A 14,036-nucleotide genomic window follows, 5' to 3' on the forward strand; every position below is an offset into this window, starting at 1 on the left:
GGCCGCCGAGCCCGCGCCCCGGCCGCCCGCGCCGCGGCCCGCCGCGGCCACGCCGCAGGCCCGCCCCGCGGCGCCGCGGGCGCTGCCCCGGCCGGCGCCCTCGCCCTCGCCGTCCCCGTCGCCGCGCGAGGAGGTCGTCCACCACACCGTCCAGCGCGCCTCCGACGAGCGGCCCCAACGCCGCGACCCGCTCAGCACCTCCCTGGTCCTGGTGGTCATCGCGGTCGTGGTCAGCGCCGGGACGGCCATCGCCTTCGCCCGCTGACCCGCGCACCCGCCGGGCCCGGCACCGGGGCGGGACGGGCGCACGCCCGTCCCGCCCCGGTCCGTCACGGCTTGCGGCCCACCCCGCCGAACACCAGGAACCGCTCCGGGGAGTCGACGCCGCCGTCGTCGGGACGCCACAGCGGCACGTACACCAGGCCCGGATCCAGCAGATCCCACCCGTCGAAGAACCGAAGGATGCCCTCGTGCGACCGCGCCACGGCCGGGGACGTCGCACGGTCGTACAGCCTGCCGATCGCCGCGGCCTTGCCCGGCTGCGCGTCATGCGTGAGATGCGACAGCACCAGATGGCTGCCCGGCGCCGCCGCGTCCCGCAGCGCCGCCGCGATGCCGTCCGGCCGCTCCTCCTCCTTGACCAGATGCAGCGCCGCCACCAGCAGGAACGCCACCGGGCGCGACAGATCCACCAGCTCCGCCAGCAGCGGGTCGCCCAGCATCCGCTCCGGCCGCCGCATATCGGCCCGGACCACCGCCGCCCGATCGTTGCCCTTCAAGATCGCGCGGCTGTGCGCCACCGCGACGTCGTCGTTGTCGACGTACACCACCCGGGCGTCCGGATTCACCGCCTGCGCGACCTCGTGCACGTTGCCCTGCGTCGGGATGCCCGACCCGATGTCGACGAACTGGTCCACCCCGGCCTCGGCGACCGCGCGGACCGCGCGGCGCAGGAACGCCCGGTTGGCGCGCGCGAGCTCCCGCGCCCGCGGCTCCACCCGCAGCAACCCCGTCGCAAGGTCACGATCCGACGCGAAATTGTGGTCTCCGCCGAGCAGGAAGTCGTACACCCGTGCAACGCTTGGTCTCCGACCGTCGACTTCGGGTGGGATCCACTCGGGGTCCATGCACGTCTCCCTTGTCCATGGAGGGGCAGCGGCCGCGGGCGCCCACAGCGTAACGCGGCACCGCCCGCACAACCCCGTACACGGGACTGTGAGCACCGATGGCCACGCACCCCCCGGCACGACCGGAACCGGCCGCCCCGCTCGACCCGGCGGCCCTCGAACCGGCGACCGTCCTGCTCGACACCGGCGGCACCGTCACCGGATGGAGCGACGGCGCCGCCCGCCTGTTCGGCCGGGCCGCCGCCGACGCCCTGGGCACCGACCTGCCCGGACTCCTCGGCGGCCCGGCCGCCGCCGCGCCGCTCGCCGAGGCCGTCGCGCGCGCCGCGTCCGGCCGCCCCTGGACGGGGACGCTCCCGCCGATCCCCGGCGCCCCCGACGGGATCCGGGCCACCTGCCAGGCCCTCACGGCCGAATCCGGCCGGACGCTCGTCGCGCTCACCGTCGCGGCCCCGTGGGCCGGCGGCCTCGAACTGCTCAACGAGGCCGGACGCCGCATCGGCGCGACCCTCGACCTCGCCCTCACCGCCCGCGAGACCGTCGCCGTCACCGTCCCCCGCTTCGCCGACGCCGGCGCCATCTACGTCCTGGAACGCCGCCTCGCCGACGACGACGCGCCCGTCCCCGACGGCCGCGACGACGGCTCGGTCGTCGTCCGCCGCCTCGCCGTCGCCTTCGCCGACGACGACCCCGGCGACTGGGCCGCCGCGTTCCCCGCCGGGGAGGTCGTCGTGTGCCCCGCCGACACCCCCTACGCCCGCTGCATCGCCACCGGCCGCACCGTCGAGTTCGGCGGCGAGGACGCCCTCGACACCATCGCCGCCCGCACCGGCCGCCGCGTCGAAGCCGTCCTCGACCACGTGTCGCTGCTGGCCGTCCCGCTCGCCGCCCGCGGCCGCGCCCTCGGCTTCGCGGTGTTCAGCCGCAAACGCGGCCGCGCGCCCTTCGGCCCCGCCGACACCGCCCTCGCCGCCGAACTCGCCGCCCGCGCCGCCACCGGCATCGACAACGCCCGCCTGTACCGGCGCGAGCACCGCACCTCGACCGCCCTGCAGGCCGGGCTGCTGCCCACCCGCGTCACCGTCCCGCCCGGGCTGCGGCTCGCGCACCGCTACCGGCCCGCCCGCGCCGCGGTCGGCGGCGACTGGTACGACGTGGTCCCCCTGCCGGACGAACGCGTCGCGATCGTCATCGGCGACTCGGTCGGGCACGGCGTCACCGCCGCCGCGGCCATGGGCCAGCTGCGGGTCGCCGCGCACACCCTCGTCAGCTGCGAACTGCCGCCCGCCGAGGTCCTCGCCCGCCTCGACGCCATCGCCCAGGACCTGGACGCCGCCCAGTTCGCCACCTGCCTGTGCGTCGTGTGCGACCCGGCGACGCTGCGCTGCGAGCTGGCGTGCGCCGGGCACCCGCCGCCGCTGCTCGCCCTGCCCGACGGCACCGCCCGGCACTTCGCCGTCGCCGACGGCCTGCCCCTGGGCGTCGCCGACCCCGCCCATCCCGCCGAGTACGAGCAGGTCACGGCCGTCCTGCCGCCCGACGGCGTCCTGGCCTTCTACACCGACGGGCTCGTGGAGAGCCGCACCCGCAACATCGAGGAGGGCATCGCGCGGCTCGCGTCCGCGCTGGTCGCCTCGCACGCCGGCGCCGGCGGCTCCCTGGAGGACACCGCCGACGGCGTCCTGGCCCTGCTGGCCGACCAGCAGGGCCAGGACGACATCGCGCTGCTCCTCGTCGGCCCCGAACCCGGCCGGCTCGGCCCGGCGTCCTGACCCGGACCGCGGACCGCGCCCCCGGCCGCGGCCCCGGCGGCGGTCACCGGCTTCGCGGCCGGGACCGGCTCACAGGCCGGGGATCTGGTGGTTGCGGAACGCGTCGACGAACAGCCGGTGGTCGTCCCGCACCACCTCCGCGTACCGCGTCCCGAACCGCACCATGTCCTCGACGAACGCCGACTCGTCCGCCCCGATCACCGAACTGATCGCGTCCTCCACCTGGAACCCGACCAGCGTGTGGTCGGAGTCGCTGTCCGACACGCAGTGGATCTTCGCGGTGGCGCGGCCCAGGTCGTCCAGCACCGACAGCATCTCCTCGGGCTCGGTCAGCCCGCCCCAGTCCAGGTCCTCCTCGTAGGGCGACAGCTCCTGCACCACGAAACCGACCCCGTCGACCTCGGTGTACCCCAGCCACGGGTCGGTGTTGGCCTGCAGCGCCCGCCGCGACACCGCCGTCCGGTGCCCGTGGTGCCGGAAGTACTCCCGGATCCGCGGGTCGTCCACCACCCGGCTCGGCGCCGCCACGTTGCCCTGCTTCATCGACAGGATCACGTCGTTCTCCAGCGCCTGCGAACGCCCCTCCACCAGGATGTTGTACGCCGACAGCCCCGCCGACCCGATCCCGAACCCCGACGCCCCCACGATGTCCTTGATCTCGTAGGTCAGGCTCGCGAACCGCTTGTCGGCCGGGATCGTCCCCAGGTACTCCCGGTAGGCCGCCTCCACCTTCGCGCGCTCGGCCTCGTCCAGCCGCCGCACCCCCGCCCGGTCCCGGAACCGCCGCTCGTGCCCCTCCAGGACCGTCTTGTCCTCCAGCAGCCCGATCCGCGTGGACGACAGCGCGTCGATCAGCACCCCCCGCACGTACCCGTCGGTCGTGTCGAGCGTCAGCGCGAAGTCCTCCCCGCCGCCCGACGCGAACCGCCGCACCTGGTCGACGTACGCCCGCACGTACGCCTCGATCAGCCGCCGGATGTCGGCGTCGGAGATCGCCTTCTGCCACGCCAGCAGCGCCAGGCTCGCCACCAGCCGCTTCACGTCCCAGGTGAAGTGCCCGACGTACGCCTCGTCGAAGTCGTTGACGTCGAACACGAACACGCCGTCGTCGTTCATGTAGGTGCCGAAGTTCTGCGCGTGCAGGTCGCCCTGGATCCACACCCGCGCGGTGCGCTCGTCGGCCCACGCGTCGTCGTCGCCGGCGATGTCGGCGTAGAACAGGCACGCGCTGCCCCGGTAGAACGCGAACGGGTCGGACGCCATCTTCCGGAAGCGGCGGCGGAACTCGGCGGGACTGCGCTCCATCAGGTCCGAGAACGCGTCCACCAGGACGTCCACGATCTGCGCCTGGCGCTCCTTCGGATCGCGTCCGCGCAGGTCCTCGGTGATGCTCGCCATCGGGCTCTCTCCTCAGATGATCGGGTGGGTCCCCGCCGCCGCCGGGACGTACCCGGTCATTCTGCCGGGTCCGCCCCGGACCGGGCGGTGAACAGCGTGCGAACCCCCGGCTCGGCGCGCAGGAGGTCCAGCGCGTATTGGGCGTGCCCGGGCACGTATCCGTTCCCGATCAGCATCGTCACGTCCGCCGCCAGCCCCTCCGCGCCGAGCGCCGCCGCCGGGAACGACGTCGCCATCGAGAAGAACACCACCGTCCCGCCCTGCGCGGTCGCCAGGATCGCGCCGTGCTCGCAGCCCGGCACGTCCACGCACACCACCGTCACGTCCGCGGGCCCCCCGGCGGCCTCCGCCACCGCCCGCGACACCGCCACCGGGTCCCGCGCGTCCGCCCGCGCCACGGCGTCCGCCAGCCCCGACGCCGCCAGCCGCTCGGCCTCCGCCGCCGACGGCACCAGCCCCACCGTCCGGGCCGCCCCCGCACGCCGCGCCGCCGCCAGCGACAGGCACCCGCTCTTGCCCGCCGCGCCCAGCACCGCCACCACCGGCGCCGCCCCGGACGCCGCCCGCGCCTCCACGACGCGCCGGGTCAGCGCCGGCGCGCCGCACACGTCCATCACCGCCAGCGCCGGCGGGACGGGGACGTCGTCGGGCAGCACGGCCGCGATCGAGCGCGCGAACAGGATCGCGTGGCCCCGCGCGGGCACCTGCTCCGAACGCCCGTCCCACCCGGCGAGCCCGTCGGTGACGGCGAGCGGGGTGAGCGTGAGCGACACCAGCGTCGCGACGCGGTCGCCCGGGTTCAACCCGAGCGGCGACTCCGGCCCGGCCTCGTCGACGACGCCGACGAGCATGCCGCCCGAACCGGTGACGGGGTTGTGCATCTTGCCGCGCTCGCCGATGATCCGCAGCACCTCGGCGCGGACGGCGTCCGGGTCCCCGCCGTGCGCGGTGCGGAGCTGCCGGAAGGACGCCGCGTCCAGGTTCAGCCGCTCGACCGCGACCCGGACCTCGTCCGGACGGATCCGCGGGTCGGGGTCCAGCCGGTGCGCCGCCTGCGGCAGCACCCCCGCCGGTTCCAGCACCCGGTGCAGCCCGATCTCCGTGCCGCCGCCCGTGCCCCCGCCCGTCCCGCCGGCGGGCCCCGCGGTCGTCTCCTGAGTCATTGCGCCTCCCCTTCGGTCACCGACAGCCCATGGAAGATATACCGAGTCCCACTGGTTTGATCGAAAGTCTTCCCGTAACGTCGGCCCTACACAAGATTTTTATGCGATCACGTGAAGCGAGGAGGGGTCGACGATGACCACTGCCCTGCATCCGGACACCGGTGCCGGCGCCCGGAACGCGCAGACCGCGGACGGCACCGCGGAGCAGGCGGCCGGACGGCAGGCGGACCAGCCCTACCGCTACCGGCGCCGCCCCCTCGAGGAGCCCGACTGGCGGCGCGTCCCCGGCTGGCGCGACGTCACCGCCGCCGAATGGGAGTCGGCCCAGTGGCAACGCGCCCACTGCGTCAAGAACCTCCGCCAGCTCCGCGCGGTCATGGGCGACCTGCTCGACGACTCCTTCTACGCCGACCTCGAGCGCGACCAGGCCGAACGCGCCACGATGTCGATGCTGCTGCCCCCGCAGATGCTCAACACCATGGACGTCTCGTCCACCGCCGCGTTCCTGGCCGACCCCGTCCGCCGCTACATGCTCCCGGTGTTCTCCGACCGCCGCACCGACTGGCCGTCCCACCCCCACGCCGCCCGCGACTCCCTCCACGAGGCCGAGATGTGGGCCGTCGAGGGCCTCACCCACCGCTACCCCACGAAGGTCCTCGCCGAACTGCTGCCGACCTGCCCCCAGTACTGCGGCCACTGCACCCGCATGGACCTCGTCGGCAACTCCACCCCCAACGTCGACAAGCACAAGTTCACGATCCGGCCCCCGGACCGCCACGAGGCGATGCTCGACTACCTGCGCCGCTCCCCCGGCGTCCGCGACGTGGTCGTCTCCGGCGGCGACGTCGCCAACCTGCCCTGGCCCCGGCTCGAATCGTTCGTCGACGCCCTGCTCGACATCGACAACATCCGCGACATCCGGCTGGCCAGCAAGGCGCTCATGGGCCTCCCCCAGCACTGGCTCCAGGACGAGGTCCGCGCCGGCATGGAGCGGCTGGCGACCAAGGCCCGCGAGCGCGGCGCGCAGATCGCGATCCACACCCACGTCAACGCCGCCCGGTCGGTGACGCCGCTCGTCGCGCGCGCCGCCCGCGCCATGCTCGACACCGGCATCCGCGACGTCCGCAACCAGGGCGTCCTGCTGCGCGGCGTGAACGACACCCCCGACGCGCTGCTCGACCTGTCGTTCGCGCTGCTCGACGAGGCCGGGATCCTGCCCTACTACCTGTACATGTGCGACATGATCCCCGGCAGCGAGCACTGGCGGCTCGCGGTCTGGGAGGCGCAGGAGCTCCAGCACTCGATCATGGGCTATCTGCCCGGGTTCGCGACCCCGCGCATCGTCTGCGACGTCCCCTACGTCGGCAAGCGGTGGGTGCACCAGCTCGCCGACTACGACCGCGAGCGCGGCGTCTCCTACTGGACCAAGAACTACCGGACCGGGCTCGAGGCGTCCGACCCCGATGCTCTGACCAGGCGATACGAGTACCACGACCCGATCTATACCCTCCCGGAGGAGGGACGCCGCTGGTGGCGGGAGCAGGTCGCGGCGTGACCGGATGCGAGGGCGCGTGACGGGGTGATCGGCCCGCGAGACGGATCCGTACGGAACATCGGCCGCAGGCGGTGAAGCCGAGGCCCGTCTCGCGGGCGCTATGCCCGATCATGGGCCGATGGAGACACTCGCGCGGGCGGTGGAGCGGCTCGGTTCGGCGGAGACGGGCGTCCGGCTGGACGGCATCGGCGCGCTGGTGCGCCTGGTCGACGACTCGCCGTCCCCGCTCGAAGAGCCGGCGCGGGCGCTGGAGGCGCTCGTCCGCCGCCGCGCCCCGGCCTCCCGCCTGGACGACCGGCTGGCGCTCCCGACGGTTCCCCGCCCCCGGCGGACGGCCGGGCCCGACGCCGATGTGCAGGCAGCGCTCACGGCGCTGGGCCGCGTGCCGCGCCGCTCCGAGCACGTCTGGTTGGACCTCGGCGGCCTCGACCTCGGCCGGGCGCGTCTCGGCGGCCTGAACCTGAGCTACGCCCACCTGTACGCGACGGAACTGTGCGAGGCGGATCTGCGCCGTACGAATCTGCGCAACGCCTACCTGGCGTACGCCGATCTGAGCGGCGCGAGGCTGGAAGGCGCCGTTCTCGGCCGCACGGTCCTGAACCGCGCGAACTTGAGCGGCGCCGACCTCCGCGACGCGGACCTGCACGGCACCGTCCTCACCGACGTGACCCTGCGCGGGGCGAACCTGAGCGACGCGGACCTGGTCGGCGCCGTCCTGCGCGGCGCCCGCCTGGACGATGTGGATCTGACCGACGCCGACCTGACCGCCGCGGACCTGCGCGGCGCGGTGATGACCGGTGTTCGCGGCCCGACGCTCGACGACCTTCGGTCGGTCGCACGGACCGACGAGGGCACACGGGTCGAGGTGCGACCCGTATAGTCGAAACCGCCCGGCGCCTTTACGTTGTAGATCATTAGTGGGGCGGCCTATGCTCGGGCGCATGGCCCGCGATCTTCCTGCCCGGTTCCCCGTCGGCGCGGCGGTGACGGTCGCCGACCTCGAGGGCGACCCGCATCCGCACCTCGCCCGGCTGCGCGCCGCCGAGCCGGTGTCCTGGCTCCCCGCGCTCGGCGGCTGGCTCGTGACCTCGCACGCCCTGGCCGTCCGGGTCATGCGGGACGCCGCCGCCTTCACCGTCGACGACCCGCGCTTCTCCACCGCCCGGGTCGTCGGGCCCAGCATGCTGTCGCTGGACGGCCCCGCCCACGCCCGCCACCGCGACGCGTTCGCCCGCCCGTTCCGGCCCGCCCGGACCCGGGAGCGCTTCGCGGCGTTCGTCGAGGCGGAGGCCGGCCGGCTCGCGGGCGCGCTCGCCCCGGCGGGACGGGCGGAGCTGCGCGGCGACCTGGCGGGGCCGCTCGCCGTCGCGGTGGTCGCCGAAGCCCTCGATCTGCCCGAGGTCGACGCCGCGGCCGTCCGGTCCTGGTACGCGACGTTCGTGGACGCGGTGTCGGCGCTGACGGGCGCCCCCGACGACGGGGCGGCCGATGGGGCGGCGGCGCTGGAACGTTCCGGCGCGGCGTACGCGGCGCTGCGGGAGGCGGTCGCGGAGGCGATGGCCCGCCCCGGTTCCCTGCCCGCCGAGGCCGCGCGCGGCGGCGCGGGGCGGGCCGGGCTGGACGCCGCGGAGGTGGTGGCGAACGCGGCCGTGCTCATGTTCGGCGGCATCGACACGACCGAGGGGCTGATCTCCAACGCCGCGCTGCACCTGCTCTCCGACCCCGCCCTGGCGGCGGCCGTCCGGGACGACCGGGGCCTGCTGCCCGCCGTGATCGAGGAGTCGCTGCGCATGGAGCCGCCCGCCGCCGTCGTCGACCGCTACGCGGTCCGCGACGCCGACCTCGGCGGGGCGCCGGTGCGGGCGGGCGACCTGGTGCGGGTGTCGATCACCGGGGCCAACCGCGACCCGGCCGTGTTCGCCGACCCCGACCGCTTCGACCCGTACCGGGCCGACGCCGGCGAGCACCTGGCGTTCGCGCACGGCCCGCACTTCTGCTTCGGCGCGACCCTCGCCCGGATGGAGGCCCGGGCGGCCCTCGGCGCGGTGCTCGACCGGTTCCCCGGCGTCCGGCTCGCCCCCGGGCGGCCGGCGCGGCCGCGGGGGCCGGTGTTCCGCAAGCCGGACCGCCTGGACGTCCGCTGGGACGCGTCCGCGCAGGTGACCACGCCGCCGCGCGGACCGGGCGGGCCGCCCGGTATGGCACCATCGGGCAGATGATCGTAGAACGCCGGGTCGAGCTCCGCTTCGGGCAGGAGAGCCGGGAGGCCGAGACCCACACGAACCTGTCCGCGATCCGCCAGGACGGCCCCTGCCTGTGGGCGGCGGGCGACGAGACCGCCACGGTCGAGCGCCTCACCGCGGTGACCGGCCCGGACGGCCGCGTCACCGGCTACGACGGGCACGTCACCGTCCCGCTCGCCGATCTGGTCCCGCTGCCCGCCGGCCCGGAGGAGGAGGCCGACATCGAGGGCCTGGGCCGGGCGGACGGGTGGCTGTGGGCGATCGGGTCGCACAGCCTCAAACGCAAGAAGATCAAGCCGGGCCACACGGCGGCGAAGTCCCGCAAGCGGCTCGCGACGGTCGTGCGGGAGGACAACCGCTTCATCCTGGCGCGGATCCCCCTGGTCACCGGTGACGACGGGCTGCCCCGCGCGGTGCGCGAGGACGGCGGCCGGACCGCCGCGGTGCTCGGCCTGAACGGCGACTCGATCACCGACCTGCTGGCGGAGGACCCGCACCTGGCGCCCTTCCTGCACCTGCCCGGCAAGGACAACGGCGTCGACATCGAGGGCGTCGCGGTGCACGGCGACCGGCTCTACGTCGGGCTGCGCGGGCCGGTGCTGCGCGGCTGGGCGGTGCTGGTGGAGATCCGGCCCGGCCCCGACCCCGACGACCCGGCGCGGCTGCGGGCGCTGCCGGTGGACGGCGACGCCCCGTACCGCACCCACTTCCTCGACCTGGGCGGGCTCGGCATCCGCGACCTGTGCCCGCACGGCGACGACCTGCTGATCCTCACCGGCCCCAGCATGGACCTGGACGGCCCGGTGCGGGTGCTGCGGTGGCGCGGCGCCGCGACCGCCGACGCGCCGGAGATCGTCCACGCGGACGACCTGGAGGTGCTGGGCGACCTGCCGTACGGCGACGGCGACGACCACGCCGAGGGCATCGCGGTCCTGGACGGGCCCGGGCCGGGGCTGCGGCTCCTCGTCGTCTACGACAGCCCGTCCCCCGAGCGCCTCACCGCGGCCGGCGGCGTGCTCGCCGACATCGTCCGCCTGCCCTGACCCGGGCCGCCAAGTAAGCGCTAGCTTTTGGCGTCTGCTTTCATGGTCGCAAGACCCATACCGGCGGAAAGAACGAGGCGAGCATGATCGAGTGGTCCGACGAAGACCTGATGATCCGGGACGCGGTCCGCGACTGGATCGACGCGGAGGTCCGTCCCAACCTGGACGCGCTTGAGTCGGGCGAACTGCCGCCGTACGACATCATCCGCGGGCTCTACAAGACGTTCGGGATGGACGAGCTGGCGCGCTCGTCGTTCAAGGCCCGGATGGAGAAGGAGCGCGCGGGCGCGTCCGGCGGCGGCTCCTCCGACGACGGCGACGACGCCGACGCGGGGACCGGCCGCGGCGGCAACGCGGCGATGAGCATGCTCCCGATCATCGAGCTCTGCAAGGTGGCACCGGGCCTGGTGTCGGCGATGGGCGTGGGCCTCGGCCTCGCCGCCGGGACGATCATGAAGCGCGGGACCGTCGAGCAGAAGGAGCGCTGGGCCCTCGACCTGCTCACCATGGAGAAGGTCGGAGCGTGGGCGATCACCGAGCCCAACTCCGGTTCGGACGCCTTCGGCGGCATGCAGGCCACCGCCCGCAAGGTCGGCGACGAGTACGTCCTCAACGGCAGCAAGACGTTCATCACCAACGGCCCCTACGCCGACACGATCGTCTTCTACTGCAAGCTCGACGAGGACGGCGTCGAACCCCGCGACCGCGAGATCCTCACGTTCGTCCTCGACACGGGCATGGAGGGCCTCGAGCAGAGCAAGCCGCTGCGGAAGATGGGCCTGCACTCCTCCCCCACCGGCGAGCTGTTCCTCGACGACGTCCGCGCGGGCGCCGACCGGCTGCTGTCGTCCGGCAAGGGCGGCGGCAAGGAGTCGGCCAAGCAGAACTTCGTGACCGAGCGCGCCGGCGTCGCCGCGATGGCCCTCGGCGTCATCGAGGAGTGCCTGAAGCTGTCGGTCGGGTACGCCAAGACCCGCGAGCTGTGGGGGCAGCGGATCGGCGACTTCCAGCTCATCCAGCTCAAGCTCGCCAAGATGGAGGTCGCGCGCCTCAACGTGCAGAACCTCGTCTTCCGGCACATCGAGATGCAGCGCGCGGGCCGCACCCCCACCCTCGCCGAGGCGTCCGCGATGAAGCTGTACGCCGCGCAGGCCGCGAGCGAGGTCGCGCAGGAGGCCGTCCAGCTGTTCGGCGGCAACGGCTACATGAGCGAGTACCGGGTCGAGCAGCTCGCCCGCGACGCCAAGTCGTTCCAGATCTACGCAGGCACCGACGAGATCCAGGTGACGCACATCGCCCGCGACCTGCTGTCGCGCTGACGCACCCGGCCGGTCCGGCCGTTCCGCGGCGGACTGTCGGGGGTCTCTGTGATCATGAGGCGCCCGACGGTCCCCCCGTGGAAAGGCTCCCATGTCCACCGATCTGTACGGCGCCCGCATCCTGGACGTCGTTCCCGGCGAGGCGCGCGTCCGGTTCCGCGTGTTCGTCGTCTACTACGACGTCGCCTGCAAGGACCACGCGCCCCTGCCCGGCGACGACGCCGGGTTCTTCTTCCGCCTCCTGTGGGAGGCGGCGCACGACCGCCCCATCCTCCGGTGGGACGCGCTGCAGGCCGTCCCGCTCGACGACTTCCTCGAACCGGAATGGGTGGACGCCAACGCCCACCGGTACGTGCGCCGCGTCGACCGCGTCGCCGTCCGCAACCACCCGGTCGCCGACGACTACTGGGACGGCCTGCACGACTTCTACTACGAGCGCGACGGCGGCTGGTCGAACGAGGACGGGCTCGTCCAGGCCGACTACGACGTCCGCGTCGCCGACGCCGCCTGGCTGGAGCCGCTCGAGCCGGGGCACTCCTGGGGCACGACCGTCTACGTGTCCCACGCCGACGACGTGCCCGATCCCGAGGCGCCCGCGCTCGTCGACCTGCGGGCGGCGTCCCGCGTCCTGGACCCGTTCCCCGGGGCGGACACCGACGCCGCCACGCCCTCCGACCTCGTCTTCTCCGACGACGGTACGTACCTCGCCGTCACCAGCCAGGACTGCGAGCTGGTCGTGTACCGCACCGCGGACTGGACCGAGCACGCCCGCCTCCCCCACGACGGGCACCTGCCGTGGGGCCAGGACGTCCAGTGGGTGCCGGGGACGCACCTGCTGACCATGCGCGTGATCGAGCGGTCGTCCGCCCCGCCGACCCGGGCCTACGACGTCGACGCCGGCGCGCTGGTCGACATCCCGGAGCAGCCCGGCGAGGCGCGCTCGCGGACCGGCCGGTACCGCGTCGACTACGAAGGCGGGAGGAGCGGGGCCGTCCGCTTCGCCGCCGACGGCGACACCCCCGAGCGGCTGATGCCGGTCCCCGGCCGGTCCGCCGGCGGCGCGTCCTTCACCGCCGACGAGACCCGCATGTTCGTCTACGGCAGCGCGGGCCTGCTCGTCCTCGACCCGTCCGACGGGCGGCACCTGGCCACGCTCACCGGTGTCGGGGCGGGCGTCGTCCGGCCGGACGGGTCCTGCCTCGCGGGCATGACCGGCGGCGCGGACGGCGGGCCCCAGCACATCGGCCTCTGGAGCGCCGAGGACGGCCGCCCGCTCATGCGCTGCCGCCCGAAGGGGCACCACGGCGTGTCGACCCTGGCCTGGTCGCCGGACGGACGCGTGCTGGCCGCCGCGCTCGTCCAGAGCCGCCACGGGTACGGCGGCGAAGTCCACCTGTTCGCGCCCGGCGACCCGCTCACCGTGCCCGAGGCGGGCGAGCCGTCCGAGGACGTGCTGCGCGAGCGTCTCGACCGGGCCCACGTCCCCGAGGACATCATCTTCCTCACCGGCCTGCTGGCCGACCGCGCCGACGACCCGGAGCACCGGGCGCGCACCTGGCGGGCGACGGCGAAGCGGCTGGCGGACCGGGCCGAGCCGCCGGCCGCGGCCCTCGCCGAGGCGCACCGCCGGGCCCTGGAGCACGGCGGCGGCCCCGCCGCCGTGGCCGACGGCGTCTCCCTCTCGTACCTGCTGTACGAGCAGGGCGACATGCACGGGGCGGTGGAGGCGGCCCGCGACGCCCACCGCCGCGCCGCGGAGCTCGGCGACGACGTGCCCGAAGGTCTGCGGTACACGGCGGCCGTGCGGCTGGCGGACATGACCCGCACGCGCGGCGCCGACGGCGACCTCGACGAGGCCGAGGCCGCCTACCGCGCCTGCCTGGACCTCCGGCCCGACGACCCGTGGACACTGCTCGGCCTCGGCTGGGTCGCCGCCGGACGCGGCGACGACGACGCGGCGCGGCCGCACCTGCTGCGCGCCGTCGACGCGGGCGACCCGAAGACCGAGGGCTACGCGGCCATGCTGCTCGCCGCCCCGGCGAAGCAGGCGCGGGACGTCACCGAGGCGCACCGCTGGTACGAGCGGGCCCTCGCGGCCGACGACCGGCACGCGCCGCTCGCGACGGGCCACCTCGGCGAGCTGCACTACTGGGTGGGCGACCGGGACGGCGCGCGCCACTGGTACGAGCGGATGCTGGAGGTCACCGACCTGCCCGATCTGGTCGCCGAGGCGTGCTGCCGGCTCGGCGAGATGGCCGCCGAGGACGGCGCCGCCGCCCGCGCCGCGGAGCACCTCGAGCGGGCCGCCGCGACGGGCGATCCGGCGTTCGCCGGGAAGGCGCGCGAACTGCTCGACCGGTTGCCGCGGAACTGACCGGTTCCGGGCGAACTTTCAGGGAATCTCCGCCATCGAAGA

The 14,036-nt window shown here is 74.8% G+C and carries 11 protein-coding genes; 8 read left to right on the forward strand and 3 right to left on the reverse strand.

Annotated features, from left to right (window positions below; translation table 11 throughout):
- Positions 1-265: hypothetical protein (locus DMH08_RS40215; protein WP_199747897.1), on the forward strand; the 265-nt coding region annotated here is incomplete at its 5' end.
- A gap of 64 nt (positions 266-329) precedes the next feature.
- Here DMH08_RS40215 and DMH08_RS19575 read toward each other — a convergent pair.
- On the reverse strand, positions 330-1,127 hold the full coding sequence (locus DMH08_RS19575; protein WP_026401703.1) for an SAM-dependent methyltransferase: 798 nt from the start codon (positions 1,125-1,127) through the stop codon (positions 330-332).
- A gap of 98 nt (positions 1,128-1,225) precedes the next feature.
- Between DMH08_RS19575 and DMH08_RS19580 the strand changes: the two genes are divergently transcribed.
- Positions 1,226-2,899, forward strand: coding sequence for a PP2C family protein-serine/threonine phosphatase (locus DMH08_RS19580; protein ID WP_125616701.1), 1,674 nt, complete (start codon positions 1,226-1,228; stop codon positions 2,897-2,899).
- Between the two features lie 69 nt (positions 2,900-2,968).
- Here DMH08_RS19580 and DMH08_RS19585 read toward each other — a convergent pair whose 3' ends face one another.
- Positions 2,969-4,297 (reverse strand): DUF2252 domain-containing protein, encoded by a 1,329-nt coding sequence (locus DMH08_RS19585; protein WP_026401702.1) that lies wholly within the window; start codon positions 4,295-4,297, stop codon positions 2,969-2,971.
- Between the two features lie 56 nt (positions 4,298-4,353).
- The gene (locus DMH08_RS19590) at positions 4,354-5,460 is read right to left on the reverse strand and encodes an L-erythro-3,5-diaminohexanoate dehydrogenase (protein ID WP_233617690.1); all 1,107 of its coding nucleotides are present in this window, start codon (positions 5,458-5,460) and stop codon (positions 4,354-4,356) included.
- A gap of 133 nt (positions 5,461-5,593) precedes the next feature.
- On the opposite strand from DMH08_RS19590, the gene DMH08_RS19595 reads away from it, so the two are divergent.
- The 6 genes from DMH08_RS19595 to DMH08_RS19620 all read left to right on the forward strand — a co-directional run bounded on the left by DMH08_RS19595 (position 5,594) and on the right by DMH08_RS19620 (position 13,994).
- Positions 5,594-7,015 (forward strand): KamA family radical SAM protein, encoded by a 1,422-nt coding sequence (locus DMH08_RS19595; protein WP_233617691.1) that lies wholly within the window; start codon positions 5,594-5,596, stop codon positions 7,013-7,015.
- Between the two features lie 118 nt (positions 7,016-7,133).
- Positions 7,134-7,895: a pentapeptide repeat-containing protein gene (locus DMH08_RS19600; RefSeq protein ID WP_125616704.1), complete on the forward strand. Its 762-nt coding sequence runs from the start codon at positions 7,134-7,136 to the stop codon at positions 7,893-7,895.
- A 61-nt stretch (positions 7,896-7,956) separates the two neighbouring features.
- On the forward strand, positions 7,957-9,234 hold the full coding sequence (locus tag DMH08_RS19605) for a cytochrome P450 (RefSeq protein WP_125616707.1): 1,278 nt from the start codon (positions 7,957-7,959) through the stop codon (positions 9,232-9,234).
- Positions 9,231-10,301 (forward strand): DUF3616 domain-containing protein, encoded by a 1,071-nt coding sequence (locus tag DMH08_RS19610; RefSeq protein WP_125616710.1) that lies wholly within the window; start codon positions 9,231-9,233, stop codon positions 10,299-10,301. The genes DMH08_RS19605 and DMH08_RS19610 overlap by 4 nt, the downstream gene beginning before the upstream one ends.
- Before the next feature lie 83 nt (positions 10,302-10,384).
- Positions 10,385-11,620 (forward strand): acyl-CoA dehydrogenase family protein, encoded by a 1,236-nt coding sequence (locus DMH08_RS19615; protein WP_026401699.1) that lies wholly within the window; start codon positions 10,385-10,387, stop codon positions 11,618-11,620.
- A 91-nt stretch (positions 11,621-11,711) separates the two neighbouring features.
- A complete protein-coding gene (locus tag DMH08_RS19620) occupies positions 11,712-13,994 on the forward strand; it encodes a hypothetical protein (RefSeq protein ID WP_125616713.1) in 2,283 nt (760 codons plus the stop codon).
- Positions 13,995-14,036: the final 42 nt, after the last annotated feature.

This window comes from Actinomadura sp. WAC 06369, assembly GCF_003947565.1.
GTDB lineage: Bacteria > Actinomycetota > Actinomycetes > Streptosporangiales > Streptosporangiaceae > Spirillospora > Spirillospora rifamycini.

Bases quoted from the DNA above. Each gene is read 5' to 3' on its own strand.
- DMH08_RS19575 (WP_026401703.1), bottom strand. From the start codon at position 1,127: ATGGACCCCGAGTGGATCCCACCCGAAGTCGACGGTCGGAGACCAAGC.
- DMH08_RS19580 (WP_125616701.1), top strand. From the start codon at position 1,226: ATGGCCACGCACCCCCCGGCACGACCGGAACCGGCCGCCCCGCTCGAC.
- DMH08_RS19585 (WP_026401702.1), bottom strand. From the start codon at position 4,297: ATGGCGAGCATCACCGAGGACCTGCGCGGACGCGATCCGAAGGAGCGC.
- DMH08_RS19590 (WP_233617690.1), bottom strand. From the start codon at position 5,460: ATGACTCAGGAGACGACCGCGGGGCCCGCCGGCGGGACGGGCGGGGGC.
- DMH08_RS19595 (WP_233617691.1), top strand. From the start codon at position 5,594: ATGACCACTGCCCTGCATCCGGACACCGGTGCCGGCGCCCGGAACGCG.
- DMH08_RS19600 (WP_125616704.1), top strand. From the start codon at position 7,134: ATGGAGACACTCGCGCGGGCGGTGGAGCGGCTCGGTTCGGCGGAGACG.
- DMH08_RS19605 (WP_125616707.1), top strand. From the start codon at position 7,957: ATGGCCCGCGATCTTCCTGCCCGGTTCCCCGTCGGCGCGGCGGTGACG.
- DMH08_RS19610 (WP_125616710.1), top strand. From the start codon at position 9,231: ATGATCGTAGAACGCCGGGTCGAGCTCCGCTTCGGGCAGGAGAGCCGG.
- DMH08_RS19615 (WP_026401699.1), top strand. From the start codon at position 10,385: ATGATCGAGTGGTCCGACGAAGACCTGATGATCCGGGACGCGGTCCGC.
- DMH08_RS19620 (WP_125616713.1), top strand. From the start codon at position 11,712: ATGTCCACCGATCTGTACGGCGCCCGCATCCTGGACGTCGTTCCCGGC.